The sequence below is a fragment of the Klebsiella sp. BIGb0132 genome, from assembly GCF_024810075.1.
GTDB classification, from domain to species: Bacteria; Pseudomonadota; Gammaproteobacteria; order Enterobacterales; family Enterobacteriaceae; genus Klebsiella; species Klebsiella terrigena.
Map to the genome: position 1 here is coordinate 282,518 of NZ_JANUDW010000006.1, position 20,169 is coordinate 302,686.

17 protein-coding genes and 2 pseudogenes are annotated in these 20,169 nt (G+C 60.0%); 13 read left to right on the plus strand and 6 right to left on the minus strand.

Annotated features, from left to right (window positions below; translation table 11 throughout):
• Nucleotides 1–247 precede the first annotated feature (247 nt).
• From M2416_RS17940 to M2416_RS17950, 3 genes and pseudogenes are all read left to right on the plus strand, one after another.
• Nucleotides 248–2,644 (plus strand): annotated as a pseudogene (locus M2416_RS17940) (hemagglutinin repeat-containing protein); the annotation flags it as partial.
• On the plus strand, nucleotides 2,641–2,931 hold the full coding sequence (locus M2416_RS17945; protein WP_259226227.1) for a hypothetical protein: 291 nt from the start codon (nucleotides 2,641–2,643) through the stop codon (nucleotides 2,929–2,931). The pseudogene M2416_RS17940 and the gene M2416_RS17945, both read left to right, overlap by 4 nt.
• 224 nt (nucleotides 2,932–3,155) lie before the next feature.
• Complete coding sequence (locus M2416_RS17950; RefSeq protein WP_259226228.1) at nucleotides 3,156–3,419, plus strand: hypothetical protein; 264 nt, start codon at nucleotides 3,156–3,158, stop codon at nucleotides 3,417–3,419.
• A 47-nt stretch (nucleotides 3,420–3,466) separates the two neighbouring features.
• Here the strand turns inward: M2416_RS17950 and M2416_RS17955 are convergent.
• Nucleotides 3,467–3,727: pseudogene (locus tag M2416_RS17955) on the minus strand (SymE family type I addiction module toxin); the annotation flags it as partial.
• Nucleotides 3,728–3,810: 83 nt separating this feature from the next.
• Between M2416_RS17955 and M2416_RS17960 the strand changes: the two are divergent.
• Nucleotides 3,811–4,921 (plus strand): IS3 family transposase gene (locus M2416_RS17960; RefSeq protein ID WP_259226229.1). Its coding sequence is split into 2 segments (ribosomal slippage): nucleotides 3,811–4,064 and nucleotides 4,063–4,921, totalling 1,113 coding nucleotides; the frame shifts between segments, so codons are not numbered across the junction.
• 283 nt (nucleotides 4,922–5,204) lie between these two features.
• Here M2416_RS17960 and M2416_RS17965 read toward each other — a convergent pair.
• Nucleotides 5,205–5,594 carry a winged helix-turn-helix transcriptional regulator gene (locus M2416_RS17965; RefSeq protein WP_259226230.1) on the minus strand — a complete coding sequence of 130 codons (390 nt, stop codon included), beginning with the start codon at nucleotides 5,592–5,594 and terminating at the stop codon, nucleotides 5,205–5,207.
• 46 nt (nucleotides 5,595–5,640) lie between these two features.
• Between M2416_RS17965 and M2416_RS17970 the strand changes: the two genes are divergently transcribed.
• Entirely contained in the window at nucleotides 5,641–6,450 is an 810-nt protein-coding gene (locus tag M2416_RS17970; RefSeq protein ID WP_259226231.1) for an SDR family NAD(P)-dependent oxidoreductase, read from the plus strand.
• Nucleotides 6,451–6,474: 24 nt separating this feature from the next.
• Here M2416_RS17970 and alaE read toward each other — a convergent pair whose 3' ends face one another.
• On the minus strand, nucleotides 6,475–6,912 hold the full coding sequence (gene alaE, locus M2416_RS17975) for an L-alanine exporter AlaE (RefSeq protein WP_259226232.1): 438 nt from the start codon (nucleotides 6,910–6,912) through the stop codon (nucleotides 6,475–6,477).
• A gap of 383 nt (nucleotides 6,913–7,295) precedes the next feature.
• Here alaE and M2416_RS17980 point away from each other — a divergent pair, with 383 nt between their 5' ends.
• Complete coding sequence (locus M2416_RS17980; protein WP_259226233.1) at nucleotides 7,296–8,534, plus strand: MFS transporter; 1,239 nt, start codon at nucleotides 7,296–7,298, stop codon at nucleotides 8,532–8,534.
• 198 nt (nucleotides 8,535–8,732) lie between these two features.
• Here M2416_RS17980 and M2416_RS17985 read toward each other — a convergent pair whose 3' ends face one another.
• Both M2416_RS17985 and yjdI read right to left on the minus strand, forming a co-directional pair.
• Complete coding sequence (locus M2416_RS17985; protein ID WP_041147122.1) at nucleotides 8,733–9,005, minus strand: GNAT family N-acetyltransferase; 273 nt, start codon at nucleotides 9,003–9,005, stop codon at nucleotides 8,733–8,735.
• An 11-nt stretch (nucleotides 9,006–9,016) separates the two neighbouring features.
• Nucleotides 9,017–9,247, minus strand: coding sequence for a 4Fe-4S mono-cluster protein YjdI (yjdI, locus tag M2416_RS17990; RefSeq protein WP_076945866.1), 231 nt, complete (start codon nucleotides 9,245–9,247; stop codon nucleotides 9,017–9,019).
• Nucleotides 9,248–9,518: 271 nt separating this feature from the next.
• On the opposite strand from yjdI, the gene M2416_RS17995 reads away from it, so the two are divergent.
• The 4 genes from M2416_RS17995 to M2416_RS18010 are packed head-to-tail and all read left to right on the plus strand — an operon-like array spanning nucleotide 9,519 to nucleotide 14,239.
• Complete coding sequence (locus tag M2416_RS17995) at nucleotides 9,519–9,791, plus strand: YtcA family lipoprotein (protein ID WP_076945865.1); 273 nt, start codon at nucleotides 9,519–9,521, stop codon at nucleotides 9,789–9,791.
• A gap of 6 nt (nucleotides 9,792–9,797) precedes the next feature.
• Nucleotides 9,798–10,826 (plus strand): multidrug transporter subunit MdtN, encoded by a 1,029-nt coding sequence (gene mdtN, locus M2416_RS18000; RefSeq protein ID WP_259226234.1) that lies wholly within the window; start codon nucleotides 9,798–9,800, stop codon nucleotides 10,824–10,826.
• A 9-nt stretch (nucleotides 10,827–10,835) separates the two neighbouring features.
• On the plus strand, nucleotides 10,836–12,776 hold the full coding sequence (locus tag M2416_RS18005; RefSeq protein WP_259226235.1) for an FUSC family protein: 1,941 nt from the start codon (nucleotides 10,836–10,838) through the stop codon (nucleotides 12,774–12,776).
• Nucleotides 12,773–14,239: an MdtP family multidrug efflux transporter outer membrane subunit gene (locus tag M2416_RS18010; RefSeq protein WP_259226236.1), complete on the plus strand. Its 1,467-nt coding sequence runs from the start codon at nucleotides 12,773–12,775 to the stop codon at nucleotides 14,237–14,239. The genes M2416_RS18005 and M2416_RS18010 overlap by 4 nt, the downstream gene beginning before the upstream one ends.
• 57 nt (nucleotides 14,240–14,296) lie before the next feature.
• On the opposite strand, the gene M2416_RS18015 is transcribed toward M2416_RS18010, so the two are convergent.
• Nucleotides 14,297–17,038, minus strand: coding sequence for a LuxR C-terminal-related transcriptional regulator (locus tag M2416_RS18015; RefSeq protein WP_259226237.1), 2,742 nt, complete (start codon nucleotides 17,036–17,038; stop codon nucleotides 14,297–14,299).
• Nucleotides 17,039–17,312: 274 nt separating this feature from the next.
• Here M2416_RS18015 and M2416_RS18020 point away from each other — a divergent pair, with 274 nt between their 5' ends.
• From M2416_RS18020 to M2416_RS18030, 3 genes are all read left to right on the plus strand, one after another.
• Nucleotides 17,313–18,092 carry an acetoin reductase gene (locus M2416_RS18020; RefSeq protein WP_076945860.1) on the plus strand — a complete coding sequence of 260 codons (780 nt, stop codon included), beginning with the start codon at nucleotides 17,313–17,315 and terminating at the stop codon, nucleotides 18,090–18,092.
• Between the two features lie 233 nt (nucleotides 18,093–18,325).
• On the plus strand, nucleotides 18,326–18,967 hold the full coding sequence (locus M2416_RS18025; RefSeq protein WP_259226238.1) for a TetR/AcrR family transcriptional regulator: 642 nt from the start codon (nucleotides 18,326–18,328) through the stop codon (nucleotides 18,965–18,967).
• Nucleotides 18,968–18,987: 20 nt separating this feature from the next.
• Nucleotides 18,988–20,157 carry a TCR/Tet family MFS transporter gene (locus M2416_RS18030; RefSeq protein ID WP_259226239.1) on the plus strand — a complete coding sequence of 390 codons (1,170 nt, stop codon included), beginning with the start codon at nucleotides 18,988–18,990 and terminating at the stop codon, nucleotides 20,155–20,157.
• Nucleotides 20,158–20,169 lie beyond the last annotated feature (12 nt).

Here is a 20,169-nt window from a genome sequence, read left to right on the forward strand (position 1 = left end):
CTCTTGGCACGGAGCGGACTGTCAGATTAGGCCTCAATCAGTTCATATGCAGTATCGGATCACCAAGAAACTACTTCTCCTCCGACAACATATCTACCCGTTCCTGTTACGCCAACCATTACCTAACACACTAATAAATAATAAAATACTTCATAATTAAAGGACTATTTTTCGCTAAACTACGAGTGTGGCAGATCTGCGGATCATGGCGAGCGGTAGCCTTGCCTGCTCATCACCGGAGATAGAGCACCATCTCAGCATCACCGCCCGCGAAGGCGATCTGAACGCGGTCGGCAGCCAGCTGAAGGCGGGCAACGACGTGGCCCTCTCCGCCAGCCGCGACCTGAACCTGATCTCTGCTGAAAATGCCTCGCTGCTTGAAGGCAAAAACGAAAGCAAAGGCGGCACGGTCGGCGTCGGGATTGGCGTCGGCTCCGGCGGCTGGGGGATCAGCGTCTCCGCCAGCGTCAACAAGGGCAAAGGCAGCGAAAGTGGCAACGGCACCACCCACAGCGAAACCACCGTCGATGCCGGCAACAGCCTCATCCTCAACAGCGGACGCGACACCACCCTTACCGGCGCCCAGGTCAGCGGCGACACGGTTATCGCCGATATCGGACGCAACCTGACCCTCACCTCTGAGCAGGACAGCGACCGCTACGACTCAAAACAGCAGAACGCCAGCGCCGGGGGCAGCTTCACCTTCGGCTCCATGAGCGGCTCCGCCAGCGTCAACCTCAGCAAGGACAAGATGCACAGCAACTACGATTCCGTGGTGGAGCAGACGGGCATCTTTGCCGGCAAAGGCGGCTATGACATCACCGTCGGCGAGCATACCCGGCTGGATGGCGCGGTGATTGGCTCGACGGCGACGGCGGACAAAAACCGCCTCGACACCGGCACGCTGGGCTGGGGCGATATCGACAACCGCGCCGATTTTAAAACCGAACACCAGAGCGTCGGGTTCAGCACCGGCGGCAGCATCGGCAGCCAGTTCGCCGGAAACATGGCCAACGGCCTGCTGACCGGCGGGAACAACGAAGGCCACGACAGCAGCACCACCCACGCGGCGGTCTCCGACGGTACGCTCATTGTCTGCGACCAGGGTCAGCAGACCCAGAACGTGGCGAACCTCAGCCGCGACGTGGAGCATGCCAACCAGACCCTGTCGCCGATATTTGATAAGGAGAAGGAGCAGCAGCGCCTGCAGCAGACCCGGCTGATCGGCGAGATTGGCAACCAGGTGGCGGATATTGCGCGCACCGAGGGACAGATTAGCGCCATCAACGCAGGTAAGGCCGAGCTGGCGAAGGAAAAGATCAACGAGTCGGAAAAAGGCGCCAGCAAGGAGGCCAGGGAGAAATATAACGCTCAGTTGGCCGCCACCGAAGGCTATAAGGCCGCGCAGCAGCAATGGGGCACCGGGAGCAGCGTCCAGCAGGCGATTCAGGCGGCTACTGCCGCCGTGCAGGGCTTGGCTGGAGGGGACCTGAAGGCCGCTCTGGCCGGCGGCGCGGCGCCGTATGTGGCGGAGGTTATCGGCCACTACAGCAATCTGGACGATGCGGGCAAGGTCGCCGCGCACGCGGTGGTCAACGCCGCCCTTGCCGCCGCGCAAAACCAGAGCGCCCTCGCCGGTGCCGCCGGCGCTGCAACCGGTGAACTGATCGGCATCATCGCCACGCAGATGTACGGTAAAACGGTCAGCGAGCTGGACGAAACGCAGAGGCAGACCGTCTCGACCCTGGCAACGCTGGCGGCGGGACTGGCGGGTGGGCTGGCAGGTGACAGCAGCGCCTCTGCGGTTTCCGGCGCGCAGGCCGGGAAGACGACGGTGGAGAATAATTATTTAAGCAGCACTCAGGCATTGGCCTTTGATAAGGAGCTTGCAGATTGCCGGAAATCAGGAGGCGATTGCCAGGCCGTTATTGATAAGTGGAAGCAAGTTAGCGATAAGCAAAGTGCTGAAACCGATCAGAAGCTGAAGGATAACCCGCTGGAAGCCGTAGTTGTTGATAAAGAAGTGGCTCAGGGCGGTATTGATATGGCCGATCGCCCTGACTGGTTGAATGGCATTGGTGCCGATGTAATGAGCAGTGATGAGGCCAAAGCCTACGTTCAGCAGTGGAACGGCCGGGATCTGACGAAAATAGATCAAAATAGTCCTGAATGGATGAAGTATGCCGCGTTCGTATCTGATCCAGAAAATCAGGCTGCATTAGTATCACTGGGAATGTTAGGTAAAGATCTTGTACTGATAGCAAAAAATAGTTTTACAACTAAGTCATTATTTAATGAAATGACAACCCAAGGTATTAAGTTTACACCTGAAAATGTTGTGAGTGCTGCAAAAGACAGTAGCGGCAAGATTATTTTTCTTGAGAAAGGTAGCTCTAAAGCAGGGCTGCAACATATTGTGGAAAGCCATGGTAGCCAATTTGCGCAAATAGGTGTATCAGAGGCGCGTATTCCTGATATAGTAATGAAAGCCGTCACTGATGGGAAAATAGTTGGTTATCAAGGTAATGGCACTGGCCGTCCAATTTATGAGACCATGATAAACGGTAAAAAATATAATATTGCTGTCACCGTAGGAAATAATGGGTATATCGTGGGAGCCAATTTACGAGGTTCGGTAAAATGAAAAAAATAAAATTAATGGCTGATTATCAGTGTCATCCATTGTGGGGGGTAACTCCTGAAGAACTTGGTGATATATCACCTGAAAAATTGCCAATATCTTCAGGATTAAAAAGTAGTCTTGAAGAGTGGGCTAAGCGATATGATGCCATTCTCAATATCGATGATCCTGCATCATCGGGTTTTAAAAATAAGGAAGAAGAAAAATTGTTTATTGACGATGGCTATAAATTAGCCCAACGTCTTCGTGAAGAACTAGGGAATGAATACGAAATCATTTATCAGTTTTGAATGATAAAATCCCGGCTACTGAGCCGGGATTTTACTTTAAGGATCAGTCACAGCTTTGCTTAAGACAATCATAACGGGGTTTCTCCCGCCGAATTCCCGGAATATCTGGAGTAGTTGCACCACCTTTATTTGGCCTGTTTTAGATCATGGCTCCGCTCCTGCTGGTGATATTATTGGTGCCATAAGTGGTGGATTTATCAGCAATGCAGTTAAGGATGAAATAAATGAAAAGAAAAAATAAAGCTACTGTAGGCTTACTGTTCCTGAGCATTGCATATATGGTTTTCTGTTGTGCAATATTTTTCTCCCTGGCTCTAATAATTGTGAAATTTGCTATTAGCCATGAAGTGAATATTAAAAAATCAGATATTAAACATGTTCTAGTTGCCAGTTTTATTGCAGGAACAGCGGCAGCATTAAGATCATGGTTCTTCGCCAAACTAGATGAACGCAAAGCCCGTAAATCACCACCTTCAGATCCTGAGTGATCTTCACATAAATCCCGGCCGCCTGATCCGGGATTTTGCTTTGAGGGTTAATCACGGCTTCGCTTCAGGCAATCATAGCGGGGCTTCTCCCGCCGGATGACCGGTAGATCACCAGTATCATTAAGCGCACCAGGGAACGTCTTGATCCACAAGTCCATTTTCTTCTTGCTGAAATGAGCCGCGCTTAACCCTTCGGCACAACCGAACAGCTCCCGGCTGTTCTGGGCGGTGATCACAATGCAATCTGCCATCACTCTGATTTTTATCGGCATACCCGGCGTAAATCCAGCCTGCGAAAGCCAGTCACCCTGGTGTAAGTCCCCCTGCAAAAAGAACCATTCACTTTTAGAGATCTTCCGGCATACTGATTATGTCCCCGGAGGAGATCGCCATGCGCAAAGCACGATTCACCGAACACCAGATCATCGCCGTTCTGAAATCCGTCGAAGCCGGACGCACCGTTAAGGATGTCTGCCGCGAGGCCGGGATCTCTGAGGCATCGTACTACAACTGGAAAGCGAAGTTCGGCGGCATGGAAGCCTCTGATATCAAAAAGATGAAGGACCTTGAGGATGAAAACCGCCGGCTTAAACAGATGTTTGCGGACCTGAGTCTCGAGTGCCGCGCCCTGAAAGACGTTATTGAAAAAAGCTTTAAAACCAGCGATAAAGCGTGAGCTGGTCAGCTATCTGACCGCGCAGTTTGCCATGAGCTTACGTCAGGCATGCAGGACATTGTCGCTGAGCAGGACGGTATTTCGTTATCAGCCGGATACGCGACGTGATGAGCCGGTCATTATGGCACTGACCGTGGCGGCTGAACGCTATTCGCGATACGGATTTAAAAAGCTTTTTCAGGTGCTGCGCAGGCAGGGCAATACCTGGAACCATAAAAGAGTTCACCGTATTTACTGCCTGCTGAAACTGAATTTTCGCCGTAAGGGAAAACAGCGCCTGCCGGTACGTAATCCGGCTCCGCTGGCGACGCCAGAGGCGATGAACCAGAGCTGGTCCATCGATTTTATGCACGATGCACTGGTGTGCGGCAAACGCTTCCGGACCTTCAACGTGGTGGATGATTTTAACCGCGAAGCACTGGCGATCGAAATTGACCTGAATATCCCCGCGCAGCGGGTCGTGAGAGTGCTGGAGAGGATCGTGGCGAACCGCAGATATCCGCTGAAAATGCGGATGGATAACGGTCCGGAGCTGATCTCGCTGACGCTGGCACAATGGGCAGAAGAGCATGGTGTGATGCTGGAATTTATCAGGCCCGGCAAGCCCACGCAGAATGCCTTTATCGAACGGTTCAACCGGACGTACCGGACAGAAATACTGGATTTTTATCTGTTCAGGACGCTGAATGAAGCACGGGAAATCACAGAACGCTGGCTGGCTGAATATAACAGCGAGCGCCCTCGTGAATCCCTGAATAACCTGACGCCGGAGGAGTACCGGCTGATGGCTGAAAAAACGGAAATCTCAAAAAGTGTGTGGAACTAAAACGGGTATGCTTACAAATTCGCCGTGTCATTGTTACTCCCCGATTGTTTGTCAAAACAGCGACAGACTCTATTTATAGTCCATTAATATATCGTGATATTGGCTGCGCCCGCTTGTGGTAAACAGGTGGCGGTCCACTCCCCCTTTCCTCCAGCGGTATATCTGCTACAAACAGTCATGATATAAACCACTGCCGGCGTTGATGTCCAGAATGATGACGATAAACTGACGCCACCGTCCGGTCGCAGAACGCCGACGCACCTGATTAGGTCGCCCCTTCCCACTAAGCATTATTCGTCTTTTCAAGATAATACCGCGAAAACTCTCTCATCGAAATCAGCACCGGCAGTAGAGCCATCCCCGCAGCGGTCACGCCATATTCTACGCGCGGGGGCTGTTCGCCAAAATCGGTCCTGAAGATGAGCCCGTCGCTTTCCAGCTTACGCAGATGCTGGGTTAGCACCTTATGGGATATTTCAGGCATGCTTTTTAAGAACTGCGAGTGCCGCATTCCGGGCTCGGCGCAGAGCCTGAAGAAGATCGGCAGCGTCCATTTTGCGGAAATTAATTTAACGACCTGAGTCACGTGGGCAACCGAGCCCTCTGGCCCCAGGCAGCGTTCTCTTTCTTCATACTCTACAGGCACTTTTAGGTGCCTAATTGATTCATTCATCGGTTTGTCTTCCAATGGGCTGCAATAGGGTTACAGGAGAAAAGCTATGGACCTGAAGCTTAAAGGTAAAACCGCGCTGGTAACGGGCAGCAGCAAAGGTATTGGTGAGGCTATCGCCAGAGCGCTTGTCGGTGAAGGGGCTACCGTCATTATACACGGCCGCGATCGGTCAAAAGCGGAAAGCGTCGCAAACGATATTAAAAATCAGGGCGGGCAGGCCTACTTTGTCAGCGGTGACTTGACGAGTGACGACGATGTCAGGCTTCTTTTCGATCGGGTAAATTCCTTCCCGAAGACGGTAGATATTCTGGTCAATAACGCCGGTGGTTCCGGACCCGCTGAAGAGTGGACGTCAACCCGTCCGCAAACATGGGCTGAGGGATATGATAAAAACGTCCTCTCCGCCCTGCGGGTCATCAACCATTTTCTTCCGGGGATGCGCGCCAGGGCGTGGGGAAGAGTCATTAATATTTCGAGCATGGCGGCGCTGATGCCGCCGGACAAGCGGCCAGATTATGCTGCGGCGAAGGCCGGGATGCTTGCCATGACCTCATCCCTGTCAAAGGCGGTTGCGCAAGAAGGTATCACGGTGAATACCGTTTCACCCGGCACCATTCATAGCCCCAGCCTGGACAAAGCCTTCCGGCAAACGGCTAAACATATCGGCCTGTCTGACGATGCGCGGTGGGAAGAAGTTGAACGCTCGGTGCTTCCCATGTTCGCCCAGGTTCCAATGGGCCGCGTGGGAACGCTTGAGGAAATAGCCGATGCCGTCACATTTCTTGCCAGCCCCCGGGCAAGCTACATTACCGGAACGAATTTAAGACTTGATGGCGGCATGTGGCCCGGACTCTAAAGGTGCAGCGGGTCACAACCCCGCTCAGCTGTTCAACGACATCGGCTTACTCCCCCCAGGAGGTAAACCAAATAACCGACGCACCCAATTAAGAAACGCGCCGTAGGGCCGTCCCAGGCAAAGCATCATCAGCGCGGCGCCGAGAGTGCCTCGAATCAGCCCGCTTCCCGAGGCGCCGCTAAAAGCAATAATCAGCGCATAGATCGGCACCTGGAAACTGACCAGAGCCGCGCTATCCCAGAGCAGCTGAGACACCCGGCCGGGGCCGGCACGCCGCATCAGCCAATCCCGCCAGATGCCGTAAGGCCTTGCGACCGGAATCATCAGCGCCGCCCCCAGCAGGCGGGCGTGGAGAACCTGTTCCCAGGTCATACCGGCTATCACGCGTTCGTTAATAATGCCGGTTGTCGTGAAGAAGAGGATCAGCGCAGCGGTATCTGCAATAAATGCGGTCCGACGCATCGACCGTTCCGGGGGTTGAGGCAAATTACATTTCCTGTCGTGGTGGAGTGATTAAACGCCTTCTCATCCACAGAGAAGCCTAAAACTATAGCATATGGGCATTCTGCGGGACCGCGGCCGCCCTGAGCCCCCACCGTAACCGAAACCATTTACCTGCCGCTCCCCCCTCTCGGATTACCGGCCTGTTAATACTTAGACGCGCCTGCTGAAACCCATTTAAGATAATTAATCGCATGCTCAGCGCACGCCTCGCCACTGTCCGAACGGCCAGGATGTCGCACTCTGCAATGTGCAAAAAAAGATAAGAAGCGCCCGTTACGGGCGCCTCACCAGGCCGGTACAAAGATGCTGGCCGGAATATTGGCTTTGAATGGGATAAGACTATGGGTTCACAGGTATCCGCAGCGGAAGATTCTCTCCTGCGGCACGGGTCGTTCGTCACCTTTTGGCTGGCGCGCACCTGTTCATCGTTTGGTTTTCAGATGTTCTCGGTTGCCGTTAGCTGGCAAATTTACGCCATTACCCACAGCGCGATGGCGCTGGGGATGATCGGCCTGATGCAGTTTCTCCCCTCGGTGCTGCTGGCCCTGCCCGCCGGACACCTCGCGGATCAGTTCGATCGCCGGCGCATCGTGCTGCTAGGCCAGTTCATCGAATGGGCGGCGCTACTCGGACTGGTGGCGCTGACGCTGCTGCACTGGGCGGATAAAATTGAGATTTGGGGGCTGGTCTTCTTAATCTCGGTGGCAAAAGCGCTGGAGTGGCCGGCGATCACCTCGATGCTGCCAGCGCTGGTGCCGCCGCCGATCCTCGCCCGCGCGATGGCGGCCAGCTCCGTCGGGGGACAGGCGGCGGTGATTATCGGCCCAACCCTTGGCGGCCTGCTGTACGTCGCCGGTCCGGAAGTGGTCTACGGCGTCTCCGCCCTGTTCTATCTGTTCTCGATTGTGCTGGTGAGCCGGCTGCGCTACGAGCGGCCGCCGCAAACCCGCCTGCCGATGAACCTCAAGAACCTGTTTGCCGGCGTCCATTTTATCCGCGAGAGAAAAGACGTCCTGGGCGTGATCTCGCTCGATCTGTTTGCCGTGCTCCTCGGCGGGGCGACGGCGCTGCTGCCGATCTTCGCCCAGGATATTCTGCACACCGGCCCTTGGGGGCTGGGGATGCTGCGCGGTGCGCCATCGATCGGCGCGCTGCTGGTGGGCATCTGGCTTAGCCGCAACAAGCTGGAGAAGAACGTAGGTATGATCATGTTCGCCTCGGTGGCCGGCTTTGGCCTGGCAACGCTGCTGTTTGCGCTCTCGACGAAGCTGTGGCTCTCCCTGCTGGCGCTGGCCGCGCTCGGCGGGTTCGATATGGTGAGCATGGTCATTCGCGGCGCGCTGGTGCAGCTGGATACGCCGGATGATATGCGCGGCCGCGTGAACGCGGTAAACGCCATCTTCATCAATACCTCGAACCAGCTTGGCGAGTTTGAGTCAGGCCTGCTGGCAGCGTGGATGGGCGCCGTACCGGCCGCGGCGCTCGGCGGGATCGGCACGCTGGTGGTGGTGGCGATATGGATGACCATTTTCCCGCATCTGCGCAAACGGCAGAAGCTGGAAAATGAAGGCACCCGCTGATAGCAAAGATGAGAGGTACCTTATGCGCACAGCCGCAAACAGGCTGCAGAAATAATATTGACGCGCGCGGCTGCGGTAAAAATTCTGGCTAAGCTCTTTCTCAACGAAATAAGCGCCAGAAAAGAGATCCCGGATGCGGCAAGCGCGTCTGCGTTTCTCGCCTAACATTTAGCGCCGGCAAAAGCCGGCGCATTTATATCAGGCGCGGATATCATCGTATTCGCGGGTATTATCAAACTCGTGTTTAGCAAACGGGCATAGCGGGATAATTTTACGCTGCTCGCCGCGCATTTTTTCCACCACTTTCGCCACCAGCTTTTTACCGACGCCCTGCCCTTTCAGGCTCTCGTCGACGTCGGTATGTTCAATAATGCTGAGATGCTCCCCGGTGGGGACAAAGACAATTTCGGCGACCTGATTACCCTCGGCGTCGTTAACGTAAAACTTGTTGTGGCCTTCCAGTATTTCCATCACGTCCTCGCTTATTTTTGGCGATACTTCAGGGCGCCGCTCGGGCAGGTATCGATGACGCGCACGACCGTGGCGGTATCCACCTCGTCCGGCACGATCCACGGCTTACGTTTCAGATTGAAGAGCTTCGCGCTACCGCGTACGCAATTCCCCGAGTGCTGGCAGATTTCCGTATTGAAGTAGACATCGATTTTCTCTCCCCTGTAGGCGCGAAATCCCGCGTCCAGTAGTTCCTTATCCATGACATTGCCCCATTGTTTTTATTGTTCAGACCCTAAGCATAGCCCTGGCTGGAGGCGCTGACTACGGGCAGCAGCAGAAACCCTTCCCCCTATTTTATCGGCCGCTATCGCGGTTAATGCAAAATAAATGCGTTTATATTCATTCGCTATGCAAAGGCTACGCTCAAGCGGCGCCAGGAATATAGGTTTTTAGTCTGCCGTGCGGCTTTTAATTAGCCTTCAGGCCGATTAAACTCATTCCACAATGATATGAGCGCGCAGGTATCCTCCCTTGAATCGTATAGCGAAGCTGGCTCCGCCGGCACTATTATTAACCGCGCCTTTAATTTCCGGCTGCTCTTTATCACCGGCGATCCCGGTATTAGGCGCCGCATTTCCCGGCTGGTTCTTCTGTTTATTGGGCAGCGTATTTTTACTCATCCCCTGCCATATCCTGATCGTTCGCCGGGGCTGGCAGCCGCGATTTTCGCCGCTGGTCTTCAGCTACCTGGCGCTGATGTTCCTGTTCGCCACGATCCTGTGGTTTCTCTTCTTTGTTAACTAAGCCGCTATGACAAACTCCAGCCCAAGCGTATTCCGGAAAAAGTGGCCCCTGCTGGCCCTCGTCCTCGCCGCGATCGTGGCACTTATTGTGGTTATCTGGCAGCTCCAGACCTCGCCGGCCACCAATGACGCCTACGTCTATACCGACACCATTGACGTGGTGCCGGAGGTGAGTGGGCGGATCGTCGAGATGCCGATCCGCGACAACCAGCGGGTGAAGAAAGGCGATCTGCTGTTCCGCATCGATCCGCGCCCCTACCAGACGATGCTCGACGACGCCAAAGCCCGGCTGACGACGCTGGATGCGCAAATCATGCTGACCCAGCGCACGGTTAAGGCCCAGGAGTACAACGCCCAGTCGGTGGCCGCCGCCGTCGAGCGCGCCAGGGCGCTGGTTAAGCAGACCACCTCTTCCCGCACCCGCCTCGAACCGCTGGTGCCGCAGGGCTTCGCCTCGCAGGAAGATCTCGACCAGGCGCGAACCGCGGAAAAGGCCGCCCGCGCCGAGCTGCAGGCGACGCTGCTGCAGGCGAAGCAGGCCTCCGCCGCCGTCTCCGGCGTAGACGCGATGGTTGCCCAGCGGGCGGGGATCCTGGCGCAGATTGCGCTGGCGGAGCTGCATCTTGAATTTACCGAAGTCCACGCCCCCTTCAACGGCGTGGTGGTGGCGCTGAAAACCACCGTCGGCCAGTACGCCTCGGCGCTCAAGCCGGTGTTTACCCTCATGGATGACGACCGCTGGTACGTGATCGCCAACTTCCGCGAAACCGATCTTAAAAACGTCCGTCCGGGCGTTCCGGCCCGGGTTACCGTGATGACCAACCACGACAGAACCTTCTCCGGGGTGGTGGATTCCGTGGGCTCAGGGGTGCTGCCCGAAGGCGGGAGCGTGATTGAAGGCCTGCCGATCATCCAGAAGAGCATCAACTGGGTCCACGTATCCCAGCGCTTCCCGGTGAAGATCGCCGTCAAAGATCCCGACCCTGAACTGTTTCGCATGGGCGCCTCCGCCAGCGCCGTGCTTCAGCCGCAGTAAGGGGACGGCATGCAGAACTTCTGGTCGTTCCTGAACCGGGAACTCCGCGATGTGCCGGGCCGGGCCAACTATACCCTGCGCCTGACGCTGAGCTGCGCGGTGCTGATCGTCCTGTTTATGACCCTGCAGATCCCCTTCCTGGCCGTCGCGCTGATCGTGGTGTTTTACGTCAGCCAGCCGAACGTGCTGATGATCAAGCTGGTGAGCGTGGTGTTTTTTATCACCGTCAGCGTGGCGCTGGGCTGCGTGCTGCTGATCATCAAATGGACCTATGATTATCCGCTGATCCGCCTGGTGGCCTCGGTGCTGCTCTTTTTCGGCGCGATCTACCTGATGCGGGTGCTGGGCAAGCTGGGGCTGGCCTTCTTCGTGGTGGCGCTGGTGGTGATCTACGCGCAAACCTTCCCGTCGATGACCAGCCAGAGCGAGATTCTGGTGCGCCTGCTGCTGTGGCTGTGGGTGGTCATTAACACCGCCATCGTGGTCACCCTGCTGGTGAACGCCTGTTTTCAGCAGGCGTTTCCCGGCTACCAGCTCAAGGCGCGGATCGTCGTCCTGCTGCGCCAGGTTGCGCAGCTGCTGGTGCAGCCGGAGCCGCTGAAAAAGCAGCCGACGTTTAAAGAGACCGCCGAAAACTTTGCCCAGCTAAACGCCCTCTATAAGCAGGCTACCCGCTCCAGCCCGGAGATGGCCGCCGACCCGCAGGGGTGGCAATCGCTGATGGCCGCCGCGCTGCACTGCTATCACCTTGCCGCGCTGCTTCAGCCGGGGGATGACCATCCCGCAGAGCGCCAGCAGCTCTCCGCTGTGCTCTCGGCATTGGCGGAGAACCTGCGCGCCGACGCCCTGCCCGCGCGGCCGGAGATCGTCGCCCGGGATAGCGCCAACGGCGTGATCCTCCAGGAGATGGCCGCCACCCTGGACAAGCTGGCCCGCGGCGAAGCGGTTGCGCTACCGGCCGGGGAAGAGGAAAAGGCCCCGCTGCTGCTGCCCGATGCCTGGACCAATCCGGCCTACCTGCACTTCGCCCTCAAAACGCTGCTGGCAACCCTGCTGTGCTACGTTTTCTATACCGCCGCCGACTGGCAGGGTATCCACACCATTATGCTGAGCTGCGTGATTGTCGCCCAGCCGGGGCTGGGGGCGACCCTGCAGAAGACCTGGCTGCGCATCGGCGGCGCCCTGCTCGCCACCCTGCTGGCGCTGCTGATGATCGTCTACGTTCAGCCGCACACCGAATCCATCGTCGGGCTGCTGGCGATGACCCTCCCGGTGATGGCGCTGTCGGCGTGGATTGCCGCCGGCTCGGAGCGCATCGCCTACGCCGGGATCCAGATAGGCTTTACCTTTTCGCTGGCGTTTCTCAGCTGGTTCGGGCCGCTGACCAATCTCACCGAGCTGCGCGATCGGGTTATCGGCATCCTGCTCGGGGTGCTGGTCTCGTCGATCGTCCACCTCTACCTGTGGCCGGATAGCGAAGCCCTGCTGCTGAAATCGCGCCTCGCACGGCTCTACCGGCAGATTGCCGGCTACCTGCGCGCCGGGGATGATGAGGTCAGGCTGGTGCCGCTGTTCCACTCCCTTAACGGCGCCGAAACGCTGATGCATCGGGTGGCGGCCGAGCCGCTCAACGCCTGGGCCCATCCGCATCCGGAGGCCAAAACCTGGCCGGTCAAAGCGACCTGGCTCCGGGCCCAGGAGATCGTGCGCTTAAGCGAAGGCTACCGGCTGTACGCCGCGCCGGGGGATGATTTTCTCCCGCGCAGCGCCGCGCAGCTCCAGGCCTACGCCGAGGATATCGAGCGCCAGCAGGCCGCGCCGGCGCTGCCCCACGGAGTGCATCCGGATCCGCACAACCCCTTTGGTCCGCCGCTGGCGACGCTACTGACGACGTTACCTACGTGGTCGTCCGCACCTTCAGATCTTCCGCGACAGGCAGATAAGTCATGAGAAAAATAGACACCGCAGCACGCTATCTGCGCTACTCCCCCCTCGCCTTCGTCCTGCTCGCCGGGTGCGCGCTGATTCAGGACGATCCTTCTCAGGTCAGGATAGCCAACCCGCAGCAGGCAGAGCTCGCGCAGGTGATTCATCTGGCGAACAGCGGCTGGCCGACGGCCAGATGGTGGGAAGGCTATGACGATGCCCAGCTCAACATGCTGGTGAACCGCGCCCTGCAGAACTCCCCGACCATGCAGGCCGCCCGGCTGCGCATTTCGCAATCGCAGTCAACGGTAGAGCTGGCACAGTCGGCAATGGGCGTGCAGGCCACCGCGGTGGCGGCGCAAAATCGCCTGCGGGTGACCAACAAGCAGTTCACCTGGCCCTACTCCTACTCTCTGCCGGTCGATAAAAACGGCCCCTGGTACACCCTGAATACGGTAGGCGTCGGCGCTACGCTGAATATCGATCTCTGGGGCGCCGACCGCGCCCACGTCGCGGCGGCCATCGGCGAGAAAAACGCGCGCCAGGCGGAAACCGCCGGTATCGAGCTGGATCTCGCCAGCAGCGTGGCGCAGCTGTACTTCGCAATGCAGGCTACCTTCCAGAAAATTGCGCTGCTCAACCAGCTGGAAGAGATTGCCCGCCTGTCGGTACAGGCGCACGAGCACCGCACCCGCCGGGGCGTGGAGGATAGCGTCGATATCGCCAACGCCCAGGCCGAGCTGCTGGCGGCGCAGCAGCAGACGATTACCGCCAAAGGTACCCTGACCCAGTATCGCGAAACCCTGCGCGCGCTGATCGGCGCCGACGCCCGCAGCATGCCGGAGATCCACCCGGTGCCGCTGCCGACGCTGCAGGAGACGCTTCCCGATTCGCTCTCCTTCGAGCTGCTGGCCCGCCGCCCGGACCTGCAGGCGCTGCGCGGCTACGTCACCGCCTCGTTAAGCCAGGTCGATGCGGCGAAGGCGGCGTTCTACCCGCACTTCGATATCAAGGCCTTCTGGGGATATAACGCGCTGAGCGTCGGGGATCTGTTTAAATCATCGTTCCAGCAGATTAACCTGTTGCCCGGCCTCTACCTGCCGATCTTCGACGGCGGCCGCCTGAACGCCAACCTGCGTTCGGTGCGCACCGCCAGCAATATCCTGATCAAGCAGTACAACCAGGCCGTCCTCGACGCCGTTCGCGACGTGGCGATAAGCTCCAGCCAGCTCAACGATCTCAACCAGCAGGTGGCGCTCCAGCAGCTGAAGGTAACCGCCGCCATGGCCACCACCCACAGCGCCAGCGCGCACTATCAGCGCGGGCTGCTCAGCTATTACGCCGCCCAGGAGGCGCGTCGACCGGCCATCGCCCAGCGGCTGATGCTGTTGGATATCCAGGCCCAGCGCCTGAGCACCGACGTTACGCTGATCAAGGCGCTGGGTGGCGACTATCGCAGCCCGCTGGCGGAAGTTAGCGAGAAGTAATACGAGCAGCAATAAAGGCGGGGCGGCGAACGCGGCCCCGCAGAAATGACGGCGCGCCTAGCTTAGCAGCCGCCACTCGCGCGCCTGGTTGAGCGCCTGGATGCGGCCGCTGACCTGCAGCTTTTCGTACAGCTGCTTGAGGTGCCACTTGACGGTCTCCGCCGAAATCCCCAGCTCCCGCGCCATCCCCTTATTCGAGTAGCCTTCGGCAATCAGTCGCAGAGTTTGCCGTTCCCGCTCGGTTAGGCGTACGTCTGGCGGCGCGGCGCGTCCGGCGCTGAACGGGATCCCAGCGGCGGCGAAGTGCGCCAGTAGCTGCGTCAGGTCGGCGCTGAACTCCGCCCCTGCCGCGCCGCGTTTAGCGATCAGCTGCAGCAACGACGCCAGCGCCGGGCCGCCGTCCAGCAGGCTGCGCAGCAGCTTCTGGCGCATTGCCCGCCGCAGCGCGGGAACGCCGACCGCCACGGCCTGCTCCGGGGCATTCGCCTGCCACAGGGCCTGGGCCTGCAGCAGCCGCAGGCGCACGGCGAACAGCCACTCCCCGCAGCGCTCCTGCTCGGCCGCCAGCGTATCGAGCCGCAGCGCCGCCGACATCGCTTCCCCTTTCGCCATCAGTACCCGGCAGCGGCTTAGGGTCAGAGAGGCGTGCGCCACGTCGCTTTTGTCCGCGTCGTCGGCCAGCGCCTGCAGCCGGGAGAGCAGCGCTTCGGCGGCGGAGATATCGCCGTCCTGCAGCGACTGGCTGAGGCGCTCGGCCAGCAGCGGCGCCTGCGCCCGCAGCCAGCCGCGCTGGACCGCCAGGCCTTCGGCGTGCAGCAGCAGGGACTCCGCGTCCTCCGGGCGGCCGTCGAGCCGCGCCCGCCTCGCCAGCACGATGTAGCAGCGGCTAAAGCCGTCCGGCGGGCAAAAATCATCGATCGTCTCCAGACGCAGCGTCAGCAGCGCGTCAATGCGCTGCGTCTCCCCCTGCTCCCAGGCGATTTCGGCGAGGATCGGCGCCAGCGTCGCGCCGCTGCTGGAGCGGGCGCCGGTCTGCCGTTCCGCAGCCTCCAGCGCCCGGCTGGCCTGACGCTCGGCCTCCGCCAGGTTGCCCTGGCGCAGGTAGCCCTGGGCCATGACGAAGGCCCGGTACACGCCGACGAACAGATTGCGGCTGGCCTCGCGCGTGCCCGATACCCGCTGCTGCACGTCGAGGGCCTGCTGCGGCCGGGAGCTAGCCAGATGGCAGTAGCTGAGAATGTTGCACACCAGGCCATCGACCCATACGTCGCCGCAGGGCACCTCCCGCAGCAGCGGCTCGACGATAGCAATGCTCTGCGGGATATTCTCGGCAAAGGCTTCGCAAATCGCCCGCACCACCCGCAGCTTGACCCACGAGCTGTGGGCTAATGCTTCGCCGCTGGCCGCCGCCAGGGTTTCGAGCGCGTCCAGCAGCTGGCGGGCATCCTGAAAGCGAAAGCGGTGCGCCAGCGCCCAGGCGAGGTTAATCTGCAGATCGATGCGCGAAGGGTCGGGATCCGCCGGCAGGTAGCGGATCCAGCGCACCATCGTGTCGATGTCCCCCTCTTCCGCCAGCGACTGCGCCCCGGCCTCCGCGTGCCCGGCGCCGCTCTTACCGGCGGCGAGGGCGTGGCGGATCGCCTCCGCCCACAGCTGCTGCCCGGCAAACCAGGCGCCGGCGCGCTCGTGCAGCCGGCGAATATCCCCCTCGCCGCCGTGCTGCAGCCGCGAGAGCAGCGCGTCGCGCATCAGCGGATGGTAGCGAAACCACAGCCCGCCCTCGTCGAGGGCGGAAAGAAACAGGTTGCGCTGCGCAATCCATGCCAGCATCGCCTCGCCGTTAGCATTGCCGGTGACGGCGTCGCACAGCGCCGGATGCAGGCGGTTGAGCACCGACGTTTGCAGGAGAAAGTCGAGCACCTCGGCGGGCAAGGGGGCAAAAATGACTTCGTCAAGATAGCGGGCGATCGAGCGCGAGCCGGCGTTCAGCCCGCCCGCCGCCGGGTGGGAGTGCACGGGACCGCTGGATAAGGTGGCCATTTTCATCCCGGCGACCCAGCCCTCCGTCAGAGCCAGCAGCCGGGGGATCTCCTGCTGGCTGAACCCCGGCGCCAGCGCGGCGGAAAAATAGGCGCTGGCTTCGCCGACGTTAAAACGCAGCTCGCTATCGTCCACCTCCACCAGCTGATCCTGCATCTGCAGCCGGCCCAGCGCCAGCGTCGGCTGGCAGCGGCTGCCGATAATCAGGTGCAGAGCGGCCGGGGCGTGGTTCAGCAGCCAGCTTAACCCGGCGTGGATCGCCGGGTGGGAGATATTCTGATAGTCGTCAATGATGAGATACAGCGGGTGCGGGCAGCGGTGCAGCTGGTTCACCAGCTCCGCCAGAAACAGCGTGAGATCGGCCGCCGGGCCGTCATCCGCCTGGCGGAGAAACGCCGGGCTCCACCCTTGCCACAGAGGTGCCAGCGCCGCCTGAAGATAGCGCATAAACAGCGCCGGCGGGCCGTCGTCTTCATCCATGCTCAGCCAGGCCAGGGCGTCCCCCTGCTGCTGGCGATGGTGGTACCACTGGGCCAGCAGGGTCGTTTTGCCAAACCCGGCCGGGGCGCACACCAGCGTCAGCGCGCTGCCGGTGGCGGTGTCCAGACGCCGCAGCAGGCGGTCGCGCAGCTGCAGCGCACCGGGTGAGCGAGGCGGCGTAAAGCGGGTGGCGATAAGCGGCAGCTGGCGCGTAAAGCCTAAAGGCTCTTCGGGAACACATTCACTCAGTGGGTCATCCGTTGCGGGCAAAAATTCCATCGTGCCGTTACCTTTTCAGCCAGTCCATTCCCCGAGTGTACCCAAGGAGAGGCGGTTGAACCAAGGCATCGCTGCGATATCCGAGCGCGCTCCAGCTTTTCATCACTGCGCCCCATTCCCCCCCAGCTGGGGGGTAGGCCACGCCTATCCGCCGCTATAGAGTAGTGTCATTCTCTGCCGCTGATGCTCCCCTGGCCCGCTGCGCCCTTCCCGCACCGGGCCCACAGCGCATCGGGCAGCCGTCGTTTATTAATTAGCTCAAGGTGAGTACAGAATGGCTATCGAAAATAAAGTGGCGTTGGTCACCGGCGCAGGTCAGGGCATTGGCCGCGGGATTGCTTTACGTCTGGCGAAAGATGGCGCATCGCTGATGCTCGTCGACGTCAACCCGGAAGGGATTGCCGCCGTCGCCGCTGAGGTTGAGGCCCTGGGCCGCAAGGCGGCCACCTTCGTCGCCAATATCGCCGACCGCGAGCAGGTTTACGCCGCGATTGACGAAGCGGAGAAGCAGCTGGGCGGCTTCGATATTATTGTGAACAACGCCGGGATTGCTCAGGTGCAGGCGCTGGCCGACGTCACCCCGGAAGAGGTCGATCGCATCATGCGCATCAACGTCCAGGGCACCCTGTGGGGCATTCAGGCCGCGGCGAAAAAATTCATCGACCGTCAGCAGAAAGGTAAAATCATCAACGCCTGCTCCATTGCCGGGCACGATGGGTTCGCCCTGCTGGGGATCTACTCCGCCACCAAATTTGCCGTCCGCGCGCTGACCCAGGCGGCGGCCAAAGAGTACGCCAGCCGCGGCATCACGGTAAACGCCTACTGTCCGGGGATTGTCGGTACCGGCATGTGGACCGAGATCGACAGGCGTTTCTCCGAGATCACCGGCACGCCGGTAGGTGAAACCTACAAGAAATACGTGGAAGGCATCGCGCTGGGCCGTGCCGAAACCCCGGACGACGTGGCAAGCCTGGTCTCCTATCTCGCCGGCCCGGACTCTGACTACGTTACCGGTCAGGCGATCCTCATCGACGGCGGTATCGTCTACCGCTAAATCCTGACGCCGGGCCGCGTTCACCGCGCGGTTCGGCTCACCCTCTCCTTCAGTCCGCACGCCTTTTGCCGTCTTAATTTCCCGCTGAATTTCTGCTTAACCTTTTACTTCATTCGCTTCACTTCACCCGCACGCCCCCCGGTGATGCATCATAGCACTGGACTTAATTTTATATCGATCATAATATTTTACCCGACATAAAATTATCGACATCAGCACCACGGAGCGAATACGTGAATACCCACCAGCATGCCGAAGGGCTGCGCCAGCAGAAAAAGCGCCTTACGCGCCAGCAGCTCTCCAACACCGCCACCGAACTGTTTATTCAGCACGGTTTTGATAACGTCACCATTGCCGATATTGCCGCCGCGGCCGGCGTGTCGAAAATGACCGTGTTTAACTATTTCCCGCGTAAAGAGGAGCTCTACTTCGATCGCATCGACGAAGTCCACCAGCTGCTGCGGCAGGCGTTCGATCGGCATCCCCAGCGGGCGCCGATCGCGGTGCTGGAAGCGCTGGCCGAGGAGCTGATGAGCCAGCAGCATCCGCTGGTGAGAATGGATCGCCGGGTGGCGGCGTTCTGGCAGGGCGTTGAGGCCAGCCCGTCGCTGCAGGCCTACGCCCTTGAGCAGTTTACCCTTCTGACCCGGGCGCTGGGCACCATGCTCGCGTCGCGCCTTCAGCGGCCGGCGTACGATCCGCTGGCGCAGCTGATTGCCAGCATCGTGCTCAACGGCTGGCGCATTGCCTACGGCGACGCGCTGCGCCTGCAGCAGGAGCAGCCCGCCGACGTCGTACGCGAGCGCTTTCTCGCCCTCCTCGAGCGCGGCTTTCACGCCGCCCGCGCCGCCGCGCAGGATACCCCCTATGCGTAGCATCCCGCGTTGAGCCGACCATGAACAGAACCCTGAGCGTCATTTTTATCACCATCTGGCTCGATGCCGTCGGCATCGGGCTGATTTTTCCGCTGCTGCCGCAGCTGCTTAAAGAGGTGGTCCATACCGGCGATATCGCCCCCTACATCGGCATTCTGGCGGCGCTGTACGCCCTGATGCAGTTTATTTTCGCTCCCCTGCTCGGCGCGCTCAGCGATAACTTCGGCCGCCGCCCGATACTGCTGATTTCGCTGGCCGGGGCGGCGATCAACTACCTGCTGATGGCCTTTTCCAGCCATCTGTGGCCGCTGCTGCTCGGGCGAGCCATCGCCGGCCTCACCAGCGCCAACCTTTCGGTGGCGATGGCGTGGCTGACGGACGTGACGCCGGCGGAAAAGCGCGCCGGCCGCTTCGGGCTGTTCAACGCCACCTTCGGCGCCGGATTTATCATCGGCCCGGTGCTCGGCGGCGTGCTCGGCGATTACGCCCTGCGCCTGCCGTTCATCGTCGCCGCGGTGCTGAACGGCGCGAATTTCCTGCTGGCGCTGCTGGCCCTGAAGGAGTCACGCCGGCCGTCGAAGCGCAAAATGGCGCTCGCCGAGCTCAATCCCCTGCGGCCCATGCGCTGGCTATTCTCAGTCAAAGGGCTGCTCACCATCGCGCTGGTGTTCTTCTTCTTAAGCGCCACCGGGGAGGTCTACGGCACCTGCTGGACGCTGTGGGGACAGGATATGTTTCACTGGAACGGGCTGTGGGTCGGCCTGTCGCTGGGCGCGTTCGGCGTGTGCCAGATGCTGGCGCAGGCCTTTCTGCCAGGCCCGGCAACCCGCAGGCTCGGCGAGCGCGGGGCCATTCTCTGCGGCATCGCCAGCGCCAGCGCGGCGCTGATTATCCTGTCGCTGGCCCATCAGGGTTGGATTGTCTTTGCGGTGATGCCGCTGATCGCCCTCGGCGGGATCGGCACGCCCGCCCTGCAGGCGCTGGCCACCCGCCAGGTCAGCGACGATCGGCAGGGGCAGCTGCAGGGGGTGCTGGCCTCCACCGTCAGCCTGGCGTCGATCGTCGCGCCGCTGGCCTTTTCGTCGCTCTATTTCGGCCTCAGGACGTGGTGGCCCGGAGCCATCTGGCTGTCGGTGGTGGTGCTGTACGCCTTTACCGTACCGCTCATCTACCGCTGCACGCGGCGGTAGACATGAGCCCGT

Coding starts and splice junctions, on each gene's coding strand:
- M2416_RS17945 (WP_259226227.1), top strand. CDS start 2,641: ATGAAAAAAATAAAATTAATGGCTGATTATCAGTGTCATCCATTGTGG.
- M2416_RS17950 (WP_259226228.1), top strand. CDS start 3,156: ATGAAAAGAAAAAATAAAGCTACTGTAGGCTTACTGTTCCTGAGCATT.
- M2416_RS17965 (WP_259226230.1), bottom strand. CDS start 5,594: ATGAATGAATCAATTAGGCACCTAAAAGTGCCTGTAGAGTATGAAGAA.
- M2416_RS17970 (WP_259226231.1), top strand. CDS start 5,641: ATGGACCTGAAGCTTAAAGGTAAAACCGCGCTGGTAACGGGCAGCAGC.
- alaE (WP_259226232.1), bottom strand. CDS start 6,912: ATGCGTCGGACCGCATTTATTGCAGATACCGCTGCGCTGATCCTCTTC.
- M2416_RS17980 (WP_259226233.1), top strand. CDS start 7,296: ATGGGTTCACAGGTATCCGCAGCGGAAGATTCTCTCCTGCGGCACGGG.
- M2416_RS17985 (WP_041147122.1), bottom strand. CDS start 9,005: ATGGAAATACTGGAAGGCCACAACAAGTTTTACGTTAACGACGCCGAG.
- yjdI (WP_076945866.1), bottom strand. CDS start 9,247: ATGGATAAGGAACTACTGGACGCGGGATTTCGCGCCTACAGGGGAGAG.
- mdtN (WP_259226234.1), top strand. CDS start 9,798: ATGACAAACTCCAGCCCAAGCGTATTCCGGAAAAAGTGGCCCCTGCTG.
- M2416_RS18005 (WP_259226235.1), top strand. CDS start 10,836: ATGCAGAACTTCTGGTCGTTCCTGAACCGGGAACTCCGCGATGTGCCG.
- M2416_RS18010 (WP_259226236.1), top strand. CDS start 12,773: ATGAGAAAAATAGACACCGCAGCACGCTATCTGCGCTACTCCCCCCTC.
- M2416_RS18015 (WP_259226237.1), bottom strand. CDS start 17,038: ATGGAATTTTTGCCCGCAACGGATGACCCACTGAGTGAATGTGTTCCC.
- M2416_RS18020 (WP_076945860.1), top strand. CDS start 17,313: ATGGCTATCGAAAATAAAGTGGCGTTGGTCACCGGCGCAGGTCAGGGC.
- M2416_RS18030 (WP_259226239.1), top strand. CDS start 18,988: ATGAACAGAACCCTGAGCGTCATTTTTATCACCATCTGGCTCGATGCC.